This window comes from Marivirga sp. (assembly GCF_035704835.1).
GTDB lineage: Bacteria > Bacteroidota > Bacteroidia > Cytophagales > Cyclobacteriaceae > Marivirga.
Window position 1 is genome coordinate 1 of the sequence record NZ_DASSWQ010000055.1, and the last position, 25687, is coordinate 25687.

Annotated in this window: 13 protein-coding genes; 6 read left to right on the forward strand and 7 right to left on the reverse strand. The window is 35.6% G+C overall.

Translation table 11 applies throughout. The annotated features are described in order from the left end of the window. Positions 1–334: 334 nt before the first annotated feature. Entirely contained in the window at positions 335–1660 is a 1326-nt protein-coding gene (locus VFM92_RS08740; protein WP_325121829.1) for a hypothetical protein, read from the forward strand. A gap of 81 nt (positions 1661–1741) precedes the next feature. Here the strand turns inward: VFM92_RS08740 and VFM92_RS08745 are convergent, their stop codons facing one another. The 3 genes from VFM92_RS08745 to VFM92_RS08755 all read right to left on the reverse strand — a co-directional run bounded on the left by VFM92_RS08745 (position 1742) and on the right by VFM92_RS08755 (position 4932). Further along, positions 1742–3373: a hypothetical protein gene (locus VFM92_RS08745; protein WP_325121830.1), complete on the reverse strand. Its 1632-nt coding sequence runs from the start codon at positions 3371–3373 to the stop codon at positions 1742–1744. 26 nt (positions 3374–3399) lie between these two features. After that, positions 3400–4011, reverse strand: a complete 612-nt coding sequence (locus tag VFM92_RS08750) for a hypothetical protein (RefSeq protein WP_325121831.1) — start codon at positions 4009–4011, stop codon at positions 3400–3402. 168 nt (positions 4012–4179) lie between these two features. Next, positions 4180–4932: an SOS response-associated peptidase gene (locus VFM92_RS08755; RefSeq protein WP_325121832.1), complete on the reverse strand. Its 753-nt coding sequence runs from the start codon at positions 4930–4932 to the stop codon at positions 4180–4182. Between the two features lie 184 nt (positions 4933–5116). Here VFM92_RS08755 and VFM92_RS08760 point away from each other — a divergent pair, with 184 nt between their 5' ends. Then, the gene (locus tag VFM92_RS08760) at positions 5117–5971 is read left to right on the forward strand and encodes a mechanosensitive ion channel family protein (protein ID WP_325121833.1); all 855 of its coding nucleotides are present in this window, start codon (positions 5117–5119) and stop codon (positions 5969–5971) included. A 1-nt stretch (position 5972) separates the two neighbouring features. Here the strand turns inward: VFM92_RS08760 and VFM92_RS08765 are convergent, their stop codons facing one another. Both VFM92_RS08765 and paaN read right to left on the reverse strand, forming a co-directional pair. Then, positions 5973–6377: a response regulator gene (locus VFM92_RS08765; RefSeq protein ID WP_325121847.1), complete on the reverse strand. Its 405-nt coding sequence runs from the start codon at positions 6375–6377 to the stop codon at positions 5973–5975. 482 nt (positions 6378–6859) lie between these two features. Continuing rightward, on the reverse strand, positions 6860–8527 hold the full coding sequence (gene paaN, locus VFM92_RS08770; RefSeq protein ID WP_325121834.1) for a phenylacetic acid degradation protein PaaN: 1668 nt from the start codon (positions 8525–8527) through the stop codon (positions 6860–6862). A gap of 122 nt (positions 8528–8649) precedes the next feature. Here paaN and VFM92_RS08775 point away from each other — a divergent pair, with 122 nt between their 5' ends. The 3 genes from VFM92_RS08775 (at position 8650) to VFM92_RS08785 (ending at position 15798) form a co-directional block, all read left to right on the forward strand. Then, positions 8650–12852 (forward strand): S8 family serine peptidase, encoded by a 4203-nt coding sequence (locus VFM92_RS08775; protein ID WP_325121835.1) that lies wholly within the window; start codon positions 8650–8652, stop codon positions 12850–12852. Between the two features lie 112 nt (positions 12853–12964). After that, positions 12965–14215: a competence/damage-inducible protein A gene (locus VFM92_RS08780; protein WP_325121836.1), complete on the forward strand. Its 1251-nt coding sequence runs from the start codon at positions 12965–12967 to the stop codon at positions 14213–14215. A gap of 230 nt (positions 14216–14445) precedes the next feature. After that, on the forward strand, positions 14446–15798 hold the full coding sequence (locus VFM92_RS08785) for a dihydrolipoamide acetyltransferase family protein (RefSeq protein WP_325121837.1): 1353 nt from the start codon (positions 14446–14448) through the stop codon (positions 15796–15798). 986 nt (positions 15799–16784) lie between these two features. Here VFM92_RS08785 and VFM92_RS08790 read toward each other — a convergent pair. Then, positions 16785–21764 carry an Ig-like domain-containing protein gene (locus VFM92_RS08790; RefSeq protein WP_325121838.1) on the reverse strand — a complete coding sequence of 1660 codons (4980 nt, stop codon included), beginning with the start codon at positions 21762–21764 and terminating at the stop codon, positions 16785–16787. Between the two features lie 291 nt (positions 21765–22055). On the opposite strand from VFM92_RS08790, the gene VFM92_RS08795 reads away from it, so the two are divergent. Next, positions 22056–22181 carry a hypothetical protein gene (locus VFM92_RS08795; RefSeq protein WP_325121839.1) on the forward strand — a complete coding sequence of 42 codons (126 nt, stop codon included), beginning with the start codon at positions 22056–22058 and terminating at the stop codon, positions 22179–22181. Positions 22182–22878: 697 nt separating this feature from the next. On the opposite strand, the gene VFM92_RS08800 is transcribed toward VFM92_RS08795, so the two are convergent. Next, positions 22879–25536, reverse strand: coding sequence for an ATP-binding protein (locus tag VFM92_RS08800; RefSeq protein ID WP_325121840.1), 2658 nt, complete (start codon positions 25534–25536; stop codon positions 22879–22881). Positions 25537–25687 lie beyond the last annotated feature (151 nt).

The following is a 25687-nucleotide window of genomic DNA, read 5'->3' on the forward strand; positions in this document are numbered from 1 at the left end:
CAGCAGCTGAATCATTCAATGCCAAGATAAAAGCTTTTCGCTCCCAATTCAGAGGTGTGAAAAACGTATCCTTTTTCCTTTACAGACTCTCTAAAATATATGCTTGAAAAATACTTCTCCCCAGATTTTCAGATTGATCCCATTTAAAGAGATAGTTTTTTAAATTAATTTCTTTAATTATTTATTTAAAGCCATTTACAGTTTTGTGAATGGTTTTTTATTCATCTTATTTTTATATTGATTATCGTAATCAATATTTCAATCTTTATGGAGTTCAAAAGGGAATTCATTGCTCAGCTTTTTGTTATCTCTACCAAAATAGCAATCTTTATATATGCTTAGCACTTTACCACAACATTTTAGAGAACACGGTCTTAAAGCGGATGTCCGTACCTTGCTTCTGCTTAGAAAAGCAATGCAGAAAGGGCTCATTAAAACGCTGGGCGATATTTATAATGTGCTGAAAGGGATAGTTGTTAAGGAGCCTGCAGATATGGGACCTTTTACCAAAGCCTATTACGCTTACTTTCTACACATTCCCATCCAAGCAGGGCAGACACTTGAGGATGCTATGCTCAGGTCTGAAACCTTTAAAAAATGGAAGACAGATTATATAGAAGAAGCGGATAAAGATTTTACCAATGAAGAGTTAGTAAGCACTTTTCTGGATCAAGTGCACTTAACCAGTTATGATATTAAAGAAGTGGTTTCTGGTAAAGAAATCTGGGATAAGGATAATCCTGATCAGGAAGATACAGACCCTATAAATGATGACGATGAAATACCCAATAGAAAGCTGGATAAGATGGCTGATTATTCTGAGTTGTCATTAGAAGAATTGCTTGAGCGAATGGAAAAAGTTAGAGAGCAACAGAAAACCAGACACGGTGGTGGTAGTCATTGGATTGGAACTGGAGGAATTTCTCCTTATGGTCATGGTGGCGCAGCTAAAAATGGAATTAGGGTAGGAGGTCAGGGCGGAGGCCGGATGGCTAGAAAAGTAATGGGTGATAAAAATTATTTTCCTATCGATAGAGATTCCACGCTTAATGACAATAATATAGATGCAGCCTTGGCGTCCATCAAAGGAGTGATTGAAGAAAGTGCAACAGAAAAATTGGATGTACCACAAACCATTAAATCTGGTTTGAAGAGAGGGGGACTTTTTCTTCCTGAAATGTCAAGTGAGAAAAATGAGGAACTTAAAATCATTGTATTGATAGATAATGGAGGCTATTCTATGGCACCTTATGTTCGTTCTGTACAAAATCTTTTTAGAAAAATGCGCACTAGATTTGCCCACGATTTGGAAGTCTATTATTTTCATAATACCATCTATGATCGAGTGTATTCCGATGAAAGAAGAACCAAAGCCATTTCGATTGAAAAACTTTTAAATCATAGTAAGGAATACAGAGTCTTTATAATGGGAGATGCTGCCATGGCACCGTATGAAATTAATACTTTGAGTATCGAAAGTTTGAAGGCTATCCCTCAAAAGTTCAAGAAATGCGTTTGGCTCAATCCAGAACCTATTAAATATTGGCCTCATACTTATACTATTCAGCTTATAAAGCAACTAATACCAATGTTTCCTTTAACGCCAGCTGGTATTGAAAGAGCTGTGAGAAGTATGAATCAGAAGGGGACTGAAGGCTAAATTAATAGTTGTATTTTTTGGATACGGTAGAAGAAAGAGAGCATCCTTCATGATTCCTGAAAGATGCTCTTATGTTTTTAATTAATTTTTAACTCTTAAAAATTTATAATTTCTTCCTTTATTAGAGAATATTAAAACACCACCTGATTTTAATTCTTTTAAATCGCTATTATAAAATGGTAGGGTTTCTCTTTGATCTTGTAGGATCATTTTTGTACTCAATTCTCCATTTTCATTTATAATAGTTTGATGTAAGCTCGCTTTTTTAGGATTACCGTATTTAGTAAAAATGCCAGGTTGCGTTACATTATACATAAATTGAATGTTATCATCGAAAGAATTAACTCCATATGAGGCATATTTAATAGCCCCATCTTCTACATATTGACGTTTTATCACTTTATTTTTCCATTCTAATTCACCGGATTTATCATGTTTTAATACCCAGATATTTTTAAATTGATATCTGTATACAGTGTAAAAACCAGTTTGTTGATTTCCTCGCACTACATAATCTGAATAAAATGGCTCAGCTAATAATGCATAACTTCCGTCTTCATAGAATACTAAATCTTCTAAAGCAAAGAAGTTTGTTGAAAACTCCTTTTTTGATTGGTATAACTTATTAAGTTTAGAGCTTTCTCTTTCGGATAATCCTTTAGTTAAATAGTTAAAGTCGAGATCATTAAATTGGATATTGGTCATTTTATTGTCTTCAGTATCCAACTCACATGTGAAGGTTCCTTTCACATTCATCTTTCCAATATCTGAATAAAGTCCTGCAGCAATTATTTCATTTGAAGGACTACTTCCAATTATCAAATCAGTAATATAATGTTCAAAATCATCAAAAGAATACCCTAATAATTGATTTCTGCTATTGATATGGTATGCTTGATAGTGATAGTTAGGGTATCTTCTAGAAACTCTAGGACCAAAAAGAAAATATTTCTTTTTCATTTTGGTTGAATTTTTTAGGCTTCTTTTATCATCAAAATACTTACCCAATATAATTACCTCTCCATTATTCAATACTTCATATCCGCTAAAGGTAAATATAGCATCTTCTTTTAATGGTAAAGGTTCCTCATACTTTAGTAATTCCTTAAGGTTACTATCAAATACTTTAAATCCTCCATTTATAATTGAATTACCTTTATCCAAAAGATTATAGCGAATCATAATTTTTGATTCATCTTCTGAAATCGAATGTTCGAATTGAGCGAATTTATATCTATTATACTCTGAATAATCTAATTCAGCTATTTTCCTTAATGATTTGCTGGCTTCAAGCGTATTTTTGTCAATATTTTCTACAAATAAATAAGTCTTTTTTTGTTCTTGGTTTTGGAAAGAAGTGAAGAGATAAATTTCTCCTCCCACAACTGCTATAAATTCATATTTTCTATCTTTTCCTTCAAAGGTTAATTCTAATGGTACCGATTTTACAGGTTGAAGATTTTCTAAATTATACTTTGCTATAGCATATTTTTTACTTCCACCTATAGACATGCTATAAACAGCAGTAAAAGGAATTTCCAATGCATAAAAATATTCTTCGTCATCAGTCAAAATTTCTAGATCATAGAAACCATTTTTGAAGGATTGCTTTATTTCATCTCCAATTATTATGTTCTGGCTTACCGTTTGTGCTTTTAGAGTGGTAAAAATCAAAGGGATTAAAGCCAAATAGATAATAGTAATTTTCTTCATGTGTATAAAATGTTAAGTGTTTAAGTTTAAAGAATGTATCCAATGGATAATTGTAAAGGGAAAAATGTAGAAAATCCACTGCTCACGACAGCTGGGTCAGTGTTTGCTTGAATATTTCGGAAGCCCATTCCTATACCTGCTGCAAAAGTCAATCGTGTTTTAAGAATAAATTGATACCCTGAACCTAAATAAAAGTCATAAACATCAGCTCCCAAATAAGGACGTTTTCTGTAATTTATACTGTAGAATAAATATTCGGGAACTCCTGCAGGATAGAATTTTAATGCAATGGCGTAACTTAATCGACTGTACGAAATATCATGAGCAGGAATGCCCGTTATAAATTCGGGAAATCTTCCTCTAAATCCTTTATTACTTACATTTCCTAATCCAAGTTCAAAAGATACTTTTTTTGCAAATCGATGTTCCCAAAGGAGTTGATAATCTCCATTAATAATAGACATCATGTCTACTTTAAGAATGTTTTTAGCCTCTTGAATTCCTGCATCATCAAAATACTGAGAAACATCTTCCTCTGTTTCTTGACCGAAAACCTTCTTAGAGAATGTGAATAGGCAAAAACATAGAACGTAGAAGACCAATGACGGAGTTTTTTTGGTTGAAAAACAATTGTTCATATAAGACTACAGACTTAAGATTTTAAAAAGTCAAAGATACTTAGTTCAAAAATGTATGCAAGTGTATTTTAATACTAAAAATTACAGTTGCGAAAAAAACTTTATTGATTGGTTAGTTTGCTTTGGTAGTAGTATTTAGAATACTTTCGAATTATGGCATTGTATTTTTTAAAATAAGCCCATTTGTTCACCTGGTTCGTGGATTGAAATAATATCAGCAGTTTGGGATTTGCTTTTTTTACTTCTTACAGATTTAACAGGCCAGGCTTGCATGAGTTTATCATCAAAAGGCTGAATCAGTGCTTTCACTTGTTTCTCGCTGATGTTATCTTTCATTTCCATTAACCATTCTGATTCTAGTTCTTCGGGTAAAATCAATGGCATTCTAGCTTCCTTTAATTTAGGGTTATTGTGTATTTTTGCCATTAAGGGATTCGCCTTAGTAGTGACAATGCTTACGGTAGAAATTCTATTTCCATTGTCAGGATTTTCCCATTCTTCCCAAATTCCAGCTAAACTAATGGGGTTTTTATCCTTTAAACTAATATAGTGAGGAACTAATTGGTTTTGCTTATGATGGTGTTCGAAAAAACCGTCCACCATAATGATACATCTATTGTTGTGCGCAGCTTTTCTAAAAGCTGGTTTTTCAAACATACTTTCACCTCTAGCATTGATGGTTTTATGATGAATATCGTGAGCTTGTTGCTCATTTTTTGACCATGAGGGAATTAATCCCCATTGAAACAAATTAAACTCATCGGGATTTTGATTCGTAATCACTGGTAATTTAGGATGCTCGAAGCCTGTAATATGAAAAATTGGGTTGATTGGATTTTCTTTTTCATCAAAAAACACTTCCAATGCGCTCAAATCTTTATCAGGATGGCGCTTGGTATATTTTTTTTTCTTTTGGGTCATATAGCTGACATCGTAGCACATTTTTAATGATAAGAAAATATTTTGGTTTTAAGTAAATAAATAGGAACTTAAGATTTAGATTAGTTAAAATTCTGCCTAGAAAGATGCAAGAGAATAAATTAGACTCAGTCAAAAACGAATTTAAAGGACCAATGAAATCGTAACAGCTAAACTCGATTCCTGGATGGAAATGTTAGTTGAAATGATTCCTAATATGTTGCTTTCCATCATATTATTTATTGTGTTTATTGTATTGTCAAGGCTGGTTCGAAAATTATTCATAAAAGTTTTCAGGAAATCATCAGATAATAAGGCACTTGAAAATCTATTTTCGACCATTATTTATTATGCCATGATAGGTATAGGTCTTTTTATCATCCTAGGTATTCTGAATTTGGATAAGGCAGTTACCTCACTATTGGCTGGGGTGGGAGTTGTTGGATTAGCTTTGGGTTTTGCATTCCAAGATATAGCAGCAAATTTTGTATCGGGTGTCATTTTAGCATTTAGAAAGCCATTTTTGATAGATGATGTTGTACAAGTGGGTGATTTAATGGGAATTGTAAATAGAACTAATTTACGGGTAACTGTTATAAGAACCTACCAAGGGCAAGAAGTATATGTTCCCAATAAAGATGTTTTATCTAATCCCATTACCAATTACTCTGTTTTAGGAGAAAGAAGAATTGATTTGGCTGTTGGGGTTTCTTATGGCGAAAATCTTCATAAAGTGCATGATTTGGTATTGGATACTCTTAAAAATTTAGAAGGGGTTATTCGTCATGAGGATATGATATTTACTTATAAGGAATTTGGTGACAGCTCCATTAATTTTGAAATTAAATTTTGGATAAAATTCCCTGACAATCCAAGCTATCTTGAAATGAGATCAAAAGCCATAATGGCTGTAAAAGATGCATTTGATGAGGCTAATATTACCATACCATTCCCAATCAGAACATTAGACTTTGGTATAAAAGGAGGTAAAACATTATCTGAAATGAATATAGGGCCTAATAATTCATTGGGTGCTAAATAATTTAGAATTTAGTGTCATGCATGCTGTTTTTCTTTGATTCATTTTCCTCTAAGAATTTCTTGAATAAGGCTATTTCTAATGGTTTTTCCATGTAGAAATCTGCATTATTTTTCATAGCAAATTCCTTATCATATTGACAGGTGGAAGATGTTAGAATAATAATAGGAATATCCATTAATGCAAGGTTTGATTTGGCTTCTAATAATACACCAAATCCGCTGCCTCTCGGTAAATTAATATCTAATAAAATTAGATCAGGCTTTTTTACCCATTGGAAAGGAGTAGTTTTATTTAAATATAAAATAGCTTCTTCTGCAGTGCTTACCGAATTCAGCGAATTTAAAATACCACCATAATTCAGTATTTCTTGTGTAATAAGAATATCAGCCTCATTGTCCTCGACCAGTTAGATATTTAACGTATCCATAATCATAGATTTAAAAATTTGTAGACTTCTCGATGTTGCTACAACTTGATTAAGAATAATGGACGATGATGAAATTATACAATGATATAAGATTATACTGTATAGTACTATATTAAGATTTATGTTTTCGATAAATAGAAGATGTAATGAGATTAGTTGCAAATTTCAATCTATGAGATTTTAAGGATTTTAAGTTGGTCTTTGAATATTTGCTAATATAAGGGTTTTTATGTCTAAGTGTTTTTCTAATCTGTAATAAGTATATTGCTAATAGTAGGTTTGAGGATAATGCGTAATTTTACAGAGTTTGTATTATACTAAGAATATCAAGATTGATTTCGAATATAGATTAGCAATTCGAGGGGTATATTTTAAAAACATTATTTTTAGTGTTTAAAAAAATTTAGTTATAAAAAAACCCAAGCTTTTTAAACTCAGGTTTTTTACTATATAACTTAAACTTATCCTTCCGCAGGTTCTCTAAAACCAACCCAGGTAAATCTTTTAATTAAATACTCAGGGTTTGTCAAGGAGGCATTTCCTGCAGGGTTTCCGCCTGTTACATGAAAATCGGAGAACCCAGCATTTTGATTAACATGTATTGCTCCTGTTAAATTGAAACTTACAGAAGTAGCAGCCATTCCCATTTTATCCATTATGAGATTTTTAGTCGTTTCATCTGTTGTATAAGCAGCGCATGAAATAGCTCCATAATTTTCAGCTAAGCTTGCTGCTAAATCTATTGACTGATTGGTATCCTTTGTTTTGATAAGTAAAACAACAGGACCAAATAGTTCTTTAGTGAATTTATCATCATCAGAAGCATCCATTTCGACTACAATAGGAGTAGCAGTACGCGCTTTTTCAAACATTGGGTTTTCTATCGTTTTGCTTTCTAACCAAACTTTTCCACCCATTCTTTTAGCATCTTCTGTATGGCTTAGAGTATTCGGATTTTGAATTGCTCCTAGTACAAATGGTCCAGCTTTAGGATTATCTACTAATCCTGTGATATTATCCGCTAGTTTTTGAGCAAATTCTTCAAAGCTTACTTTTCCTTCAGGAGTATTGATTCCGCCTTCTGGAATGAAGAAGTTTTGTGGGCAAGTGCACATCTGACCTGAATACAAACAAACTGAAAAGGCTAAGTTTTGAGCTACTTTATCAATATTCTCAGCAGAATCTAATATTACAGAATTAACTCCTGTTTTTTCAGTGAAAACGGTTTTCCCTTCTAAACCTTCCAAATAATCACCAAAAGCAGCGCTTCCTGTATAATCAATTAATTTGATCGCTTTATTTTCAGCTAAGTCTTTAGTAATCATGTTGTCATAAGTATCAGGAGCTAATTGACAAACATTCGGGTCAATTCCATTTTCCTTTAATACTTTTTGAATTTCAGCTACTACAATAGCCATTGGCAAGATTGCACCTGGATGTGGTTTTACGATACATGGATTTCCAGTGATTAAGGAAGCGTAAAGTCCAGGAACTGAATTCCAAGTTGGGAAGGTGCTACATCCAACTACCAAGCCTAATCCTTTAGGCATTGGTTTCCAGCTCTTATTCAATTGTACATTGAACTTACCCATTGGCTTATCCCAGAATTTCTTTTCAGGAAATCTTTTCAACTCATCGTATCCAAAGGCAACTGCTTCCATTGCACGGTCAGCAGCATGAGGTCCTGATGCCTGAAACGCCATCATATAACCTTGGCCTGTAGTATGCATGGTGGCATAAGCATTTTCAAAGAATCGATCTTTGAATCTATCCAAACTTTCTACCAAGATGGCGGCTCTGTCATCAATGGAAGTATTTCTCCATTGTGTCCATGCTTTTTGGGCTCTATCAATCAATGTTTCAGCGCTGAAAGAAGGATATAAAATCCCTAAAGGCTTTTGCATATAAGGAGATTCTTCCTGACCTATCCAAGCCTCGGGATCAGATTGAAGTAAATCCTCGAATTTTTTATCTAAGCTAGCCTTAAATTTGTCTTGACCATCTTTATCAGCAGTTTCACCGTAAATTTTGGGAGACGGATGTTCGGGATATTGCGCGTAAAAAGAGCGATCATGAACAGCATCTATTGCCTTTTTTAAAGTGTCTTTGTGCTTTTCGTATAAACTCATGGATAATTATTTTAAATTTGTGTTATATTCTTAAAGGTAAATATACATTTAAGATTTGAAGTGAGAAAATGCTTTTCTTTGGAAGGAAGGTATTTACTGAATTTTGGAAATTAAACCACGTTATGAAATACCTCTTATCACTCTTTTTAATAGCTTTCATTTTTCAACAATCCATTGCCCAGGATTATGTTCCAGGGCTAATTGTTGTGAAATTCAAGAGTGATGAACAGTTTTCTGGCAGAGTTAGCGGAAATTTCTTGAGTGTCGATAAACTCAGGAAAGAGGGAAGTGTAATTAATATTAAGAATATTGGAAAGCAGAACGCCTTAAACAGGAAAGGACAAAAGAGTCGTTTAGATGGTTTATACAAAATAGAAGTCAATAATGATATTTCGGAGCGAGATTATATCGATTATTTGTTAAGTCATGAGAATATTGAATATGCAGAACAATATCCCAACGTAAAACCACTTTTAGTTCCAAATGACCCTGAGGCCCAATTTGGGAGAGCACAATTTCACTTGGCCCAAATTAATGTTTATGATGCCTGGAATATCACCCAAGGCAATGAGAATATGGTGATTGGTATAATTGATACTGGCGCTGATTTAGATCACAAAGATTTAGTAGACAATTTATATTTAAATCAAGGAGATCCAATAGACGGAATTGATAATGACAATGACGGCTATATTGACAACTATTACGGTTGGGATTTCGCGGATAATGATAATTTTCCTGAATCGGATGGGAGTACACACGGAACAGGCGTAACGGGAATCGCTGCGGCAGCTACGAATAACAACATCGGAATAGCAGGAGTAGGCTTCAACACTAAATTCATGCCGATTAAAATTTTCCAAACTGAAGATAACTTTTCTCGAAATAGCTATGAAGCCATTATTTATGCAGCTGATAAGGGCTGTGATGTCATCAATCTTTCTTGGGGAAACAGTGGTAGATATTCTCAATTTGCACAGGATATCATCAATTATGCAGCCATTGAGAAAAATGTGGTGATAGTTGCTGCTGCAGGAAATACTAACGCTGATTTGGATTTCTTTCCTGCTTCTTATGATAATGTTTTATCGGTGGGTTTTGTAAATGCTGATGACAGCCGAAATTCAAATGCTACTTACAGCGATTTTATTGATATAGTTGCGCCTGGCTCTGCGATATACACGACAGAAAATGGAGATGCTTATGCAAGAGATGGTGGTTCATCTTATGCTGCACCAATGGTGGCAGGGGCTGCGGCTTTAGTGCGTTCCGTTTTTCCAGCTTGGAATGCGCAACAAGTGATGGAACAGTTAAGAGTAAGTTCTGATGATATTTATGATATTGCTAACAATAGTGATTATCAATATAAGTTCGGTAAAGGAAGATTAAATGTGTTGAGCGCGATAGCAGATTTTGATACGCCCTCCATAAGAATTTCTAATCTTGACTATACCAATGGATTGGAAGAAGCTGCCTATTTTGGAGATACTTTAGCCATTACAGTTGAATTTACTAATTTTTTGGAAAGCACTCAAAATGTCAATGTAAACCTGACTTCTTCAAGTCCTTATGTAACTATTTTACAAGGGGATTTTGCAATTCCAGAATTAGGCACTTTACAGAAAATCACCAATCAAAATAATACTTTTAAAGTGATCTTGTCGGAAGATTTGCCCGAGGGGGAGCCTTTGAACTTTAGAATCTTATTCGAAGGAGCGTTCTACAGTGATTACCAATCTTTTCAAATACAAAGTAGCCCTAAAATCCGTTTGTTTCAATTTAATAATTGGAAATTTGGTTTTACAGCCACTGGCAATATGGGTAGAAGCCAAGGTACACCATTTTCAAATTATGCGGTAAATTTCCAGGGAAGTAGCGTAATTGACCATATGGGGTTGGTGCTTCAGGCTGGCAACAATCAAATGAGAAGAAATACCTTGGTAGATGCTAATTCTTATCAATACCAAGAGGATTTTGAAAGTTTTCAGTCCTTGAAACGCTATGATGATATTACCGCAGATTTTGATGTAAGAAGTATTTTCAAAGAGCAAGACACTACTTCAAATCCATTGGATATTTTCATCGATCAAAGGCTTTTAGGTTGGACTGATGAAGAAGGTATTCTAATCCACCAATATAGACTTCAAAACAGGAGTGCAACTAATTTCGATTCTGTTTACTTTGCGCTTTTCACAGACTATGCTTTATCGGATAAATTAGATGACAAACTTGCTTATGATAGTGCTTATCAACTTTCTTACGCTTATAATGAAGCTCAGAATGAGTATGTGGGCTTAAGCTTTTTTGGTCATCAAGACTCTCTTTTTTATGCCTTCGATATGGCAAATGCAAATGGTCATACGAGCGATTTAGAAAATGATAGCCTAAAGCAAGCTGTGGTTCAGAATGCATTGCAAAACCCTTTTTCAAAAAGACAATCAGGCCAGTTGGCAGGCGGAAATAATGTAGGAGGATTGCATGGGTTGATGATTCCTAATTTTCCTTCTGCAAGTGTGCAGTCGTTTTCCTTCGCATTATTAAAAGCCAATAGCTTGCAGGAATTGAAAGAATTAGCGAATAGAGCACGCGAAAAAGATTCACTAACTAATCTAGCTCCACCTTTTGGCAAGCAAATTTTTATTTGTCAAGATGAATCTCCAATAATTGAAGCTGGAATAGACAGTTCAATAGAAGTTTTTGCTTCCCCAACAGTTGATACGGCACTTTATCGAGGGAATACTTTTGAAGCAGGCACAATAAGTAGCGATACGGTTTTTTACGTTACAGAAATTGATTCAATTGGAATTCAATCCGTCCGAAAACGGTATGTAATATCCATTACCAAACCTAGGGCTTCATTTATAGTGCCACAGGAAGTTCTATTACTAGATCCGGAAGTGGCTAATTCATATCGTTTTGTAAGTCAGAGTGAAAATGCCGTTAGTTGGGCCTGGACTTTTAGTAATGGATTTACCTCTACAAATCAAAATCCGACCATTACATTGGAGGAAAGCGGTGAATACACGGTTGAACTTATCGTAAAGAATACACAAGGCTGTTCTGATACGCTCACACAAAATTTTGTAGCTGCATTTCGAGCTCCCAAACCACAAATTGCTAATCAGGAAGTTTGCAAATATTCTACTTTAAGAATTAGTGACCCTAATTTAAATGAAATAACAATTTATAAAGATAGTTTAATGACGCAGCAACTTTTTAAAGGCGCTGAATTTGTAAGGGAAGAATTAGGAAGAGATACTGCTTTCTTTGTAAGAAATGAAGCTGGGGAATACCCATCCAAATTAATTAAGGTAGAAGTAAGCATTGTTCCCATTATAGCTAAAATGAACGTTAAGTTGGATTTAAATTCAACCAGTACTGAAATGCTGGGATTAGCCACAAGTCAAAGTAACTACGCTACTAATCTGGTCTGGATGATAGGAAATGATACTTTGGGGACAGAAAATGAGATTTCTTTCGATTTGAAAAGATTGAACCAAGACCGTTTAAAACTGATAGCAATTTCTGAAGCTGGCTGCATAGACTCGGCAATTTTCCAAACTACTATAAGTGAACTTCCTCAATTTGAAGATTATTATGTATGTCAAAATCAAAGTCTTACTATTTCAGCAACCAATTCCGATGCTGTTTATTTTTACGCTGATGCTGATTTGAACGAATTTTTGGGAAAAGGTTCATCTATCACACTTCCTCAAATTGAAACTGATTCCAAGATTTATGCTGTTAATGTCAACAACATTCAACCCTCAGAAACTGTTGAAGTCCCTATTTATATGAGTTCGTTAACAGCAGATTTCTCTTTATCTCAGGATACCCTAAATTTAGCTTATGAAAGTTCGGTCACAATGGAGGTCCTTTCTGAATCAGCTAATTCCTGGAAGTGGTTGTTAGATAATGTGGAAATTGGGAATAATCAGGTTTTAGAATACATATTTGAGGAAGCAGGCGTATTTGAATTAGAATTGTCTGTAACAGATTCTTTGGGTTGTAGCAGGCAAGCGGAACAAATAATTATAGTATATGATGATCCTTTGCTGGGGAGTAAAGAAGAACTAAAATCTTATTTCTCCATTTATCCTAATCCAGCTGATAAAATCATTTATTTGCGTGGCAACGGTTCTTATCAATTTGATAATTTCAGTATTATTGATGCTACGGGTAAAGAATTGCTGAGGTCTGAAATTAATAAATCTTCTTTGCAAATTCAGCCAATTGATATTTCCGAATTGAAACAAGGAGCCTACTATTTGATTATTAGAAAAGGGAAACAAGAGGCTTCCTTATTATTTATCATAAATCGTTAAAAAATTCTAGTTACATGAAATGCATATAAATTTTAGAATCCCTAATATATCAACCGAGGATTAATAAAATTTATTGAATTCCATGTGGCAACTTAAAAACAGTTAAATACAGATGAAAGATATTTTTGCAGAACTTATTTCTATTGGTGATGAAATATTATATGGCCAAACATTAGATACCAATTCCCATTTTATAAGTGCTGAATTAGATAAATTGGGTATCAGAGTAAAAAGAAAGGTGACTATTGCCGATAACCGAGATTCCATGATGCGAGCCTTTGAAGAAGCAGAAGCCAATGCTGATATTATCCTCATAACAGGTGGTTTAGGTCCCACGAAAGACGATTTAACAAAACCTTTGCTGGCAGAATATTTCAATTCTGGAATGAAACTTCATGAAGACATTTTGGAAGACTTGAAAGAACGATTTGCTAAAAGAGGGAGAGAGTTGAATGAGCTGAACAAAGGTCAAGCTGAATTACCGGAAAAATGTACTCCAATTGAAAACAAATACGGTACTGCACCAGGAATGTGGTTCGAGAAGAATAATAAAGTATTTATTTCCATGCCTGGCGTACCCAAGGAAATGAAATATATGATGGAAGATACCATCATTCCTAAATTCAAAGAAATTTATAAAACACCGATTTTGATTCATAAAATGGTGAAGACCGTTGGAATTCAGGAAAGTATTTTAGCAGAAAAATTAGAGGATTGGGAAAATAATCTTCCTAAAGAGATAAAATTAGCGTATTTGCCTGGTTTAAATCAAGTAAAAATGCGTTTGACCGCTTCAGGTGAGGATGAAAAGCATTTACAAAAGCTGATTGACCAGGAAGTAGACAAACTTTATGAACAGATCGGTAAGTATATTTATGGAATTGATGATAGTAATCTACCAGCCAAGATAGGAGAGATGCTTATAGAAAAAGGCCTGACAATAGCATGCGCAGAAAGCTGTACTGGAGGATACATAGCCCATTTGATTACATCTAATGCAGGAAGTTCAGCATATTATCGTGGTGGAATTAATCCTTATCATAATGATTTGAAAATTAATATTCTGGGTGTAAAAAAAGAAACTCTTGAAAAGCACGGTGCAGTCAGTGAAGAAACCGTAATTGAAATGGCGGAGCGCGTCCGTGAACTTTTCGGTGCTGATATTGGTATTTCAACCAGTGGAATTGCAGGGCCTGGAGGTGCAACTGACCAGAAAGAAGTAGGTACCACCTGGGTAGCTTTGGCAGATGGTAAGAATACCCAAACTAAATTGTATCATTTCCAATTTGATAGAGGAGGTAATATCGAAATCACCTCTAATTCATTATTAAATTTGGTTCGGCAAACTTTAAGCTCAAAATAATTGAGAAAAAGTTTATAAATGTTAATTTTGTACAAATTTGATTTGGTTTTTTAATTAATAAATCTGTCAGGTTTCAGTTTTTAATAAAGCAGATAGTTAAATATTATTTGTTTCAATCGCTATATAAAACTATACAGGTTTTCTATAGAAAGTATAAAGGAAAGCGTCCTTTTGAAAAATTGATTATATTTCAAAAAGTTTTTTCATTTCAATAAACGACTAATTAATACATGGCAACGGTAGAAATGGTAATGCCCAAAATGGGTGAAAGTATAATGGAAGCAACAGTGCTTACCTGGTTGAAGAAAGAGGGTGACACTATTGAAGAAGACGAATCAGTATTGGAGGTAGCCACTGATAAAGTGGATACTGAAGTTCCTGCCTTAGAAGCTGGCGTCTTAAAGAAAATATTAGTTCAAGAAGGAGATATAGTAGCTGTTGGTAAGCCAATCGCTATTATCGAAACGGAAGGAGCAACTTCTGCCGGAAGCGATAATACTGGAGTGAAATCAGAAAATCTTGAAAGCAGCGCACCTGCAACTGCAACTGCTGAAACTAGTTTATCCGCAGCTACAGAAAATAACGGTCACGATATCGCAGCCCGTTCTGAGTCAGGACGTTTCTATTCTCCTTTAGTAAGAAACATTGCTAAGGAAGAAAATGTAGCGATGGAAGAATTAGAGTCTATTTCCGGAACAGGGAAAGAAGGACGCGTAACTAAGAAAGATATTTTATCTTATTTAGATAATAGAGGTGAGGCTTCTGTAGCAAAAGCTAGCCAGCCTGCTCAAAGTGCTTCTCAATCTGCATTAAGTTCGAAACCTGCCGCAGCAGCACAACCTGCTCCACAAGGTGTTCCAGTTAGCATTTCTGCTGATGATGAGATTATAGAAATGGACAGAATGCGTAAAATGATTGCGGGTAGAATGTTAGATTCTAAGCGTATTTCCCCGCATGTAACTTCATTTGTGGAAGCTGATATGACTGGCGTAGTGCAATGGAGAAATAAATATAAAAATACATTCAAAGAGCAGGAAAATGGTAATTTGACTTTTACACCTATCTTTATTGAGGCAGTCGTAAAAGCTATCAAAGATTACCCAATGATCAATGTTCAGGTTGATGGAGATAGAATCATTAAGAAGAAACATATCAATATTGGAATGGCAGTAGCCTTACCAAGTGGTAATTTAATTGTTCCTGTTATTAAAGATGCTGATCAATTAAACATAAGAGGCTTAGCTAATAAAGTAAACGATTTAGCTAAAAGAGCTCGCGATGGTAAATTAAAAGCTGAAGAATTAGAAGGCGGTACCTTTACAATTTCTAACGTAGGTTCTTTCGGTAATGTGATGGGTACACCAATTATTATGCAGCCACAAGTAGGTATTTTAGCTTTAGGTGCTATTGTAAAGAAACCTGCTGTATTAGAAACTCCTCAGGGAGATGTTATAGCGATTAGACATAAAATGTTCTTATCGCACTCTTATGACCATCGTGTAGTGGATGGTTCTTTAGGAGGAATGGTTGTAAGAAGAGTAGCAGACTATTTGGAAAAATGGGATACTAAAAAAGAATTATAATTGATTCATTTTTTTGATTTTTAAAGGGCTGTTTTGCAGCCTTTTTTTTTTAGATTGTATTGTCCTTGAATACAAATAGTATTTTCTTTTTTCAATTCCTCAAAACCTAATGTCCTCACTAAGGTTTGAAAGAGACCATTTCAATTTATTCAAAAGATGAGGGGAAGTAAAGCATAGCCAGTCAAATTTTGGCGTGTTAGTGAATTAACCGCTTAAATAAATAGAATATTTTAATCATAAATGTCAAGTAAAAGATTGTGATTTAAGCTGTTTCCCTGATTTACTATTTTCAATTTTAGCTTATTAAAAAGGTCAACAAAAAAGGGCAGCTCAACGTGAGCCACCCTAACTTTACTCCCCTATATAAAATTTTAAATAGTTAACTATATGTATAAGTTTTTCAATAAGATTTAGAGACTTAGCAGTAAATGATAAATTGCACTAAAAAATACTATCCTAAAATTAGTGCATATGGGATTATACTTATTATCGAATTCCTGCCATTTATTATCAAATTCCTGCCAAAATTCAATTGGATGATTTTTCATCGAAGAATATAGTGTATTCATAAAAAAAAGATACATACTATAGAATGAATTGCTTTTCGAGAAGAGATTTTTGGTTTTTCCATAAGTAGGAGGGATAAGCCTTACTAAATTGAAGTTAGAAAGAAGCTAAGCTAACATCTATCCTGAAAATGAGCCAAGATAAAATGTAAATTCAAAGTAATTTACAAAATGTAATGGTTTGTGAAATCAATATTCCAACCTTAAAAAAGGCATTGCGGTGCTCATTACGATAGAATGAAAATAAGTAGAAAATTACATTAATCTATTTCATTCATTTTGGTAATGGGCGCAAGAAATGAAACTATTTATAAAAAAAAGGGCAGCTCAATGCGAGCTACCCTAATCTTACTCCCCTATAAAAATCAATAGTGCTAAGAAGTGAATTATATCCCGATTTGTTGGGATCATTCTATTAGACTACTTCTTAATCAACTTTCTCATTGCTTTTCCAGAGCCATTACGTATCTCTAAGAAATACATATTGCTGTTTAAGTTTCCAATATTCAATTTGATGAAATCAGTGAACTGCTCTTCTTTTACCACTACTCCATTTAGATCGATCACACGAATGGAGGCTTTGCCTGGCACTTGAATATTCACAAAATCTCTTACAGGATTAGGATAAACCGCTACTTTAATTTCATTTTCTATCCCTAAGACTTCTTCTTCTATGGTAAATACCACACCTTCTTCACTAACTGCAGCTGAAATAATTAAAGGAGTACCTTCTTCATCGATAGTGAAAGTAGAGCCTTCCAGGTTTATATCAATACCTGCCACATCTAAAAGAAGCTGATACTCGCCTGCCGGGATGCCGGTAATCTCAAAGTTACCGTTTTCATCGGTTTGTACCTGGGTCAGTGTTTCCTGATCTGAGGTTCTTACTAAGAAAACTGTGACACTAGCAAGACCTTCTCCATCCAAGATGCTACCCTGAACAATTCGGCCTCCTCCATTTGCGGCTCTAACTACTCTTCCATTCACAATACCGTTACCATTAAGTTGATTAGGATCTGTCGCATTTATCATCTTGATTTGAATACCTGAAACAGAGGAAATCACATGCCTGGAAAGTGCTGATCTGTTGGCATTGCCATAGTAGGTTTTTGCATATTCCGCCTTATTGTTGGGTTCTACTACAATAGAGTGAATATCGCCAGGGATATCTTCAAGTGTAAACATTCCGCCTTCAGCTAATGCTTCTGTTTTTGTTACTGCAAGGTCACTATTTATCGCTTGTACAGTACCTGCCGTAAAGGGTGCGCCATCTTTATCCAATACCTTACCTGATACCGTAAAGGATTTAGGATTTTCTACCTGCCATTTCAGTACAGGGTGATAACCTTCACCACGGTGAAACCATGTGGTCTCAAAATCCCAGTCCGCATTTGTGTAAGTTTCGCTTTTACGCATTTCTGAAGTATTGAGGGCTGTGCCACCGCCAGAAGAAGTTTCAGTTTCACTCAAATTAGTATCCCAAAAAGAATTTGTCACTGGTGACTGATTATCACTGTGAATACTCACTAAACCTCCGACTTGACCAGCTGAACTTGTCACTCTGCCAGTATTAAAACAGTTAGCTATCTCTCCCTCAAAACCGGTTAATTGCCCTACGATACCTCCAGCCCAGTAAGGGGATATAATTTCTCCCGTATTATAGCTATTTGTTATCTTTCCGGAAAAAAGTCCCACTAGACCTCCAGCACGACCAAAAGTCTCTGTTCCTCTAATAATTCCAGAATTTGACGAATTAATTATTCTTACATTATTCCTAAAAGACGAGCTACTTGACCCGATTATGCCCCCAACCAAATATCCATTTGAAACCTCTCCAGTATTTATGCATTGTGTAAGTGTAATACCTTCATTGCCACTTGCAATTGCTATAAACCCACCTGTAGTTCCGAAATTTGTTTCTCTATTTATCACTATTGCCTCGTTTACACAATTAATAAATGTTGTACTTCTAGAATTTATTGTGGCTAAACCAATAAAACCACCTACAATATGGTTCCCCTCTATCCTCCCTGTAATTCTTACATTTGAGATTTCTGGGTTGGATGGAGGTGTAATCCCGAATCTACTAATGTCGTCTGAAAACGATGCCATAAGTCCTGCTGTTGTATTAGAGTATGTAGTCGATTTTACATCCATATTTAGTAATGACAAGTTTTTAATAGAAGCAAATCCAGATGAAAAGAACCCTAGTCTAGCACCTAATATATTTGAGTGAATTTTTAAGTTTTCAATAGTATGATTATCTCCATCATAGGTACCAAAAAAGCCGTCTATCGGCTTGAATCCAAACCCCCCGTTATGAAAAAGACCACCTTGTTCATAAACATCGGCAGGGAGCACAATATCAGCTGTTTGTTTATAATGGGCATCGCGAAATTCATAATCGTAAATGGCAAAATTATCACTAAGTTCTTTAAGGTCTTCTTTATTTGATATTAAAAAAGGATCATCCGCAGTTCCATTTCCTCCGCTATACTTTAAAAAATAGGTTACACTAACTTCTGTGGTAGCAAAATTTCCGTTACTGGCGGCATCTTGTGCAATATTTTCAGCTAAATTAATGGTGATTTGAGCACCTCTTGCAAGATTTTCATTAGGTGTGATAGTTGCAGTGTAGGTTTTAGCATTAGTGCTAGCAAAGTTTGATAAGGTAGCATTTTCTATTGTGATGTCACCTTCTACGAATCCTGTAACATCCTCACTAAAAATAAAGCTTATTCCAAAAGCTTCGCCCATTGTTCCGGCAGGAGCGCCTTCTATTGTAACAGTAGGTCCTGTAAGATCTATTGTCAGTGCAGCTGTAAATGCTTCAGTGCCCGAATTGCCCAAGGCATCTATGGCTGTTACGCTTACATCATAGCTACCCTCTGCTAAAGCTGTAGTTAGGCTTGCAGTCCATGTATTGCCTTCAACGGTAGCTGAATAAGAAGTTCCGTTTACTTCAACAGCAACACTTGCCACGGTTGAACTTGCGTCCTCTACGGTTCCGCTAAGCGTAGGTGTGGAGTTATTGGTAAGTAAATCATTTAGGGTCACTGTAGGACTGCTAGTGTCAATAATTAAAGCATCAGGGTTTTCATCTGTTGCTACATTTCCGGCTTCGTCAGTAGCTGTTATTTGGACATCATAAGTTCCATCTGCCAAAGTTTGCGTTCCGTAGGCATCTGCAGCTAAGTTCCAGCTTTCCCCACTTATTGTAGCAAAATAAGAATTTCCATCAATTATTAACTCAATAGTGGCAGTTTCATTTACAGTGCCACTTAGTTCAGGGGTATTGCTATTGCTTGGTGCAATTTCATTTAAGGTTACTACCGGTGCAACGTTATCAAATGTCACCACTTTTTGTTCGGCTGCCAGGTTTTCATTTCCAGCTGCATCATTAACTACACCAGCAGGCAAATCAATAATGATATTCTGATTGCTTCCATCAGGGGTAATGTTTGCCATGTATAAAAAGCGATCTCCAAAAGCAGTCGGCCCTTGCAGGTTGCTGGCAGTTGCATTTTGTACCTCTATTTGAGCAAGGTCCAATGTTGTTGTTGCCTCATTGAAAGAAAAATAAACCTCAAAAGGATTTGTCTTGAATTTTTCGTTTTCAAGCGTAATTTCAGCTTCTGGAGCAGTAGTATCTACTACTCGTTTAAGTTGGTTTGATGCCGTGTTTCCGTTTCCGACAAGGTCATTTACTACACCAAGAGGAATTTCTAAAGTCACTTCTCCATCCGCTGCTGCACGGATATCTGCAGTAAAGACTTTGCTGTCAGCAGTGGGTTGAAGGTTCTCGGCAGATCCATTGCTTACTATAAAATCAGCAGCTGTAAGCCAAGTTATCTCTTCATTAAAAGTGATTGTGATCGGGAAAGTTTGTGTATTGGTATAAGTGATGGACGAAGAGGTAATTTCAACTGTAGAACCAGTAATATCATACCTCACTTCAAGCTGATTTGATGCTGCATTTACATTTCCTGCCGCATCTTGTAAAGCTCCTTCAGCTACTTCTACAATCACTGCTCCATCAACATCCGGTTCGATTTCTACGGTATAATTTAATTGATCCGTGCTTACAATATTGCAAGCTGTTCCATTTGTCACTGTAAAATCTGATATAAAGAATTCTTTTACAGTCTCGCTAAGCGCAATAGATACTTGAAATGAAGTACTAGTTGTCGGGCTTTGGGCAGATAGAGTCACTGTTGGGGGAGTCACGTCATAAGTCACTATTTTTTGCACCGCTGCTAAGTTGCCATTTCCAGCTGCATCAGTCACTACCCCAGCAGGCAAATCAATAATGATATCTTGATTGCTGCCATCAGGGGTAATGTTTGCCAAGTATAAAAAGCGGTCTCCAAAAGCATTCGGCCCTTGAAGGTTGCCAGCAGTTGCATTTTGTACCTCAATTTGAGCAAGTCCCAATGTTGTTGCTTCCTCAGTGAAGGAAAAATACACCTCAAAAGGATCTGAACTGAATTTTTCGTTTTCAAGAGCAATTTCAGCTTCTGGAGCAGTAGTATCTACTACTCGTTTAAGTTGATTTGAGGCGGAATTCAAGTTTCCTGCTAAGTCTTCTACAAGTTCTGCTGCCAAGTCAACGGTCACTTCTCCATCTGCCGTAGCCGTGATTTCTGCAGTAAATACTATATTATCTGTTGTCATCAGGTTTCCATCCGTCCCATTAGTTAAGCTTAAGTCACCAGTAGTAAATCCAGTTACTTCTTCGTTAAAAGTGATGGTAATTTGAAAAGGATTAAGATTTGTCGGGTCATTTGCGCTAGTTGTAAGCGTAACCGTAGGAGGGGTCGTATCTGGTGCGCCCTGTTGAAATATCCTAACATGCCCGGCATCTGCACCGCCAGCATCATTTAGATGTGCCCCAATCGCTGCATAAATACCTTGTTGTGATAAACTCATTGAATAGCCAGCTTCATCTCCAACTGCTTCGCCAGTAATGGCCTGATCTACAAGCGTCCAGTTAGCCCCATCGAATTCATATATTTCGGCACGCCCATTCTCATTTCCAGTGACATTATTATTCGCCCCAATTCCTAATCTGGAACCATCACCTGACATGCTTATGGAAATTCCAAAATTATCGCCAGATATTGTTGAAGTTAGGGTTTCTTGTAAACTCCATGAAGTGGTATAATTATAAATACTTACAGAAGCACCTCCAGTAAATAGGTTAAAGGCACTTACTGCCAACACATTACCGTTATCAGAAAGGCTTACTCTTTGGCCTAAAGATTGATCAGTAGCCCCATTAAAGGTGCCCGTATTCGTATAATTAGTAGAGTTCCAGCTGTAAGTGGTAAACAGCCCTTCAAAGTTAACCCCACCATTATCTGGTGCTCCTATTGCCAGAACATCTCCGTCCAAGTCCAAACTGACTGCAGAACCGAATCCTGAATTATCTGTAGATCCAACGATATTTTCACGGCTTTGCCATGCAGTTCCGTCCCAAGCGTAAACACTTACTCTTCCACGAGCACTACCGCCTCCTGCATGAAGCGGAGCACCTATGGCCAGTACGTTTCCATTTCCTGAAAGGCTTAAGGCAGTACCTAGTCTATCTCCTTCTGCATCACCATTTATGCTTTGTATTAAATCCCAGTCACTGGTAGTTGAATTCCAGTTATAAATTTGAACCTAGCCTGCATTGAAAAATGTGCTTGAATGAGTTGGGGCACCAATTGCCAGTGTAGTTCCATCATCACTCAAACTTACAGTGTATCCGAAGGAGGCACCATCATTTGTGCCATTGATAGTGGAGCCCTTTTGTATCCAGGAGCCACTTTGTAATTCATATATTTCTACACTTCCACGAAGAGAAAATTCAGTTCCTCCAGCATCGAAACTAGGTGCACTAGTGGCTAGTATAGTTCCGTCAGCTGAAATGCTAACAGCTCCGCCAAATCCTTCGTTAGCAGTTCCCTGAATCGCTGTACCTACTTCGGTCCAGACATTCTGTGCTTGCCCATGGTGCAGCGCCCCAAAGGCAGGCTATAACAAAGATTAATTTTGTAAATAATTTTTCCATCAATATGTGTTTTACAGGTTAGTAAAAATTGCTAGCTGCTTAGTTAGTATTAATTGTAGCTAGCATTTACGGCATAAAAATAGGTATTAAAAGGGCTTGGGTATTATCGAATTCCTGCCAATTACTATCAAATTCCTGCCAAAATTCAAATGGATGATTTTTCATCGTAGAATTTAGTGTATTCATAAAAAAAAGATACATGATGAGGGATAAAAAGGCTGGACATGAAGAGATTTTTGATTATCTTTTTGCTAAGGTATTCTAAGTCAATATACGAAATGTGCTAAGACCCCTACATCTATCTGAGGAGTCAAAAGTGTGAGTGAAAATTTGTGAAGAAGCGTAGAGATGATTATAAAGGAAGGTCTCCGCTAGTAAATGTAGAGATTTTATGTAATCAAAATGGCGATAGCCTTGTCTTCAACTTTAGTCATGTGGACTTTAACAGAATAATCATTTTCATTCATTTACTGAACTGTAGTCTTTAGGTGTTTTCCCAAACCTTTTTTTGAATGATTGACTAAAATGAGCAAGGTTGTCAAGACCACATTCCTGAGCAACTTCTCCAATTCTCATCTCAGGTTGATTATCCATTAATTCGCGCGCTTTCTGTAAGCGAATTTCCCGAATATAACTGGCTGGTGTTTGACCTGTTACTGCTTTTACTTTTCTAAATAAATTACGTTCACTCAAGTGGAGCTTTTTAGTTAAAAGCTCATTCGAGAGGTTTGTACTTTTTAGATTTTTCAGGATATAATTATCTAGTTTAATTTTAAAGGATTGCAAATTTTCAATATCTAAATCATCCTTTTCATCTTTTAGCGGTTTTTTCCGAGCGTTTGAGAAGTTCAAAGCATTTTTAATCCTTACTTTAAGTTCGCCCACATTAAATGGTTTCACAATATAGTCGTCAATCCCAAGATTGAGAACTTTAATTTTTTCGGCACTCATGTTGGTTGCTGAAAGAAAAATAATAGGAATGTCCATCCATTTCGGATTTCTTTTTAATTGAATCGCTAATTCATAGCCATCAAGATTAGGCATCATGTAGTCGGTAAGAATGAGGTCGGGGAGAATACCTTCTTCTAATAATTTTAAGGCTTTCTGACCATCTGCAGCTTCTACAGAGTTATAATCGGACAATTCCTTTTTTAAATAATTGCGCATAAAAGGTTCATCTTCAACCAGTAAGATGGTTTGTTTTGATCTGTCCACATCAGAAATAGTTGAATCCAGATCGTTGTCAAAATCTTCGACAATTGCATCTGGGAAGATAAGCGTAAATGTGGCTCCTTCTCCAGGTAACGAAAAGCATTTTACAGTTCCATCGTGCAATTGCATAAATTCTTTCACTATAAAAAGCCCAATACCAGTTCCACCCTTTTCGGACGCCTTCTTTGATTGGTAATAACGATCAAATATTCGAGGCAAATCTTTTGAGGCGATTCCCACCCCTTCATCTCTTATTCTTACTTTCAAATCATTTTCATCCTTTTCAATTTTAAAGTATATATTTCCAGGTTTCTCATTGTATTTAAGAGCATTGGAAATAAGGATATTCATAATTTTTTCAAATTTATCCTGATCAATCCGTGCAATAATATCTTTCTTGGTTGGGTAAAGCACAAATTTTTGGTTTTTCTGCTGTGCTTCCGCCAGAAAGCCAAGTTTAATTTCATTTAGAATTACATTAATATTGGTCGGTTGGCAAACAGCAGTTAGCTCAGCATCATCTAGTTTTGAAAGTTCCATCATTTCATCTACCTGCTGGACTATCTTTTTGCTGTTTTCTAAAGAAAAATGGAGGTCTTTTCTAACCCTAGGAGGTAGTTTATCATTTTTCAAACTACTTTCCAGAGGAGAAATAACAAGAGATAAAGGGGTTTTGAGTCCTTGTGAAACGTTATTAAAAAATTGTGTTTTTAATTTCTCAACCCGTTTTAACTGTTTCTTTTCATCTTTTAATTGCTGAATTTCTAATTTACTACTTAAAGTTTCTTTCTGTAGTTGGAAATAATGATTCACCCAAGCGAGGGTGAAAATAGTATCTCGCAGTAAAAGGCTCATGTATACTGCAGAGGTAGTAAAAAAAGTGCTAGGTAAAACATTATTGACGGCCAGAATTGTTAGCATTGCTCCCACGATTGAAGGACCATTGGCTATTAAATAAATGATGCAATTTTGTTTTTCTTTTTTCCATACTTTAAAAATCAAAAGCACGGTGGCCATAAAATATACTAAAAAATAAAAGCCTAAGCTGGCTTTTAGAAACCAGCTATTATCTAAATTGATGAAAGCAATTTGTATTAAAAAGAATGGAAATACTAAAACGTAGAATAAGATTTTGGAATGTTTATAAGCTTTCAGGTAGAAGGCAGTAAATATAGAATAAACTCCTGTTATTAAAATATTAAGTATGATTTCCGCTCTTTGTAGCTGAAAGGCACTCACCTCTAAAACCCCTACAAAAGATTGGTGCGCAACATTTACTAACAAAATACTGATTATGATTAGAAAGATATAAGTAGCTAAGGTGGGGCTCGGTCTTAAGTACAAAAGAATTAAGTTAACCAAAAGGATGATAAAAGCCATTCCTGATAATAATAAGATGATAGCATGTGTCAAGTTGGTGTTATATTCAAACTCTTGGGAAGAGACAGCTTCCATGTTAGATAAGGTTCTGTTGCTGGTTGAATAGCCGGTGTTCGTAATAAGCTTTAAGTATAGGTGTCCATTGTTTGGTTTTAAATTAACCACGTTTAAATAGAAGCCTTTTTTATATCCGCGCTCTGAAAACTCAACTAGTCTACCTGATAATGTAAAGGATTGGTCATTACCTGGATAATAGGCCTCAATTCTATCAAAGTATTGGGAGAGATATAGGTATTCTGCATCTCCAAGATCTTTTTCTTGAATCTTAACCCAATAGATATTTACTTCACTAGAGAAAGTATCCAATTGTTTGAATTCTATCTTTCCCTTCTTTTCAAGTTGTTTAATTTCAGCAAATGCTAATCCGACTGTATCAGGAAAGGCTTTAAGCCCTTCTTTTATAGAGGATTGCCCAAAGGTTGAGTGTGCATATGATAGAAGTAATACAAATAAAGTTATTCTCACAGATTTTGGTCTAGTTACTTTCTAACAAAATAAAATTATAGAAGCATTGCCGTACTATATTCTAACTTCGAAATTAGTATTTTTTCCTTCTTCCGTCAATGTCTACTTGATAAATCATACTATACTTTCGACTAAAACTATATCTGTGTAG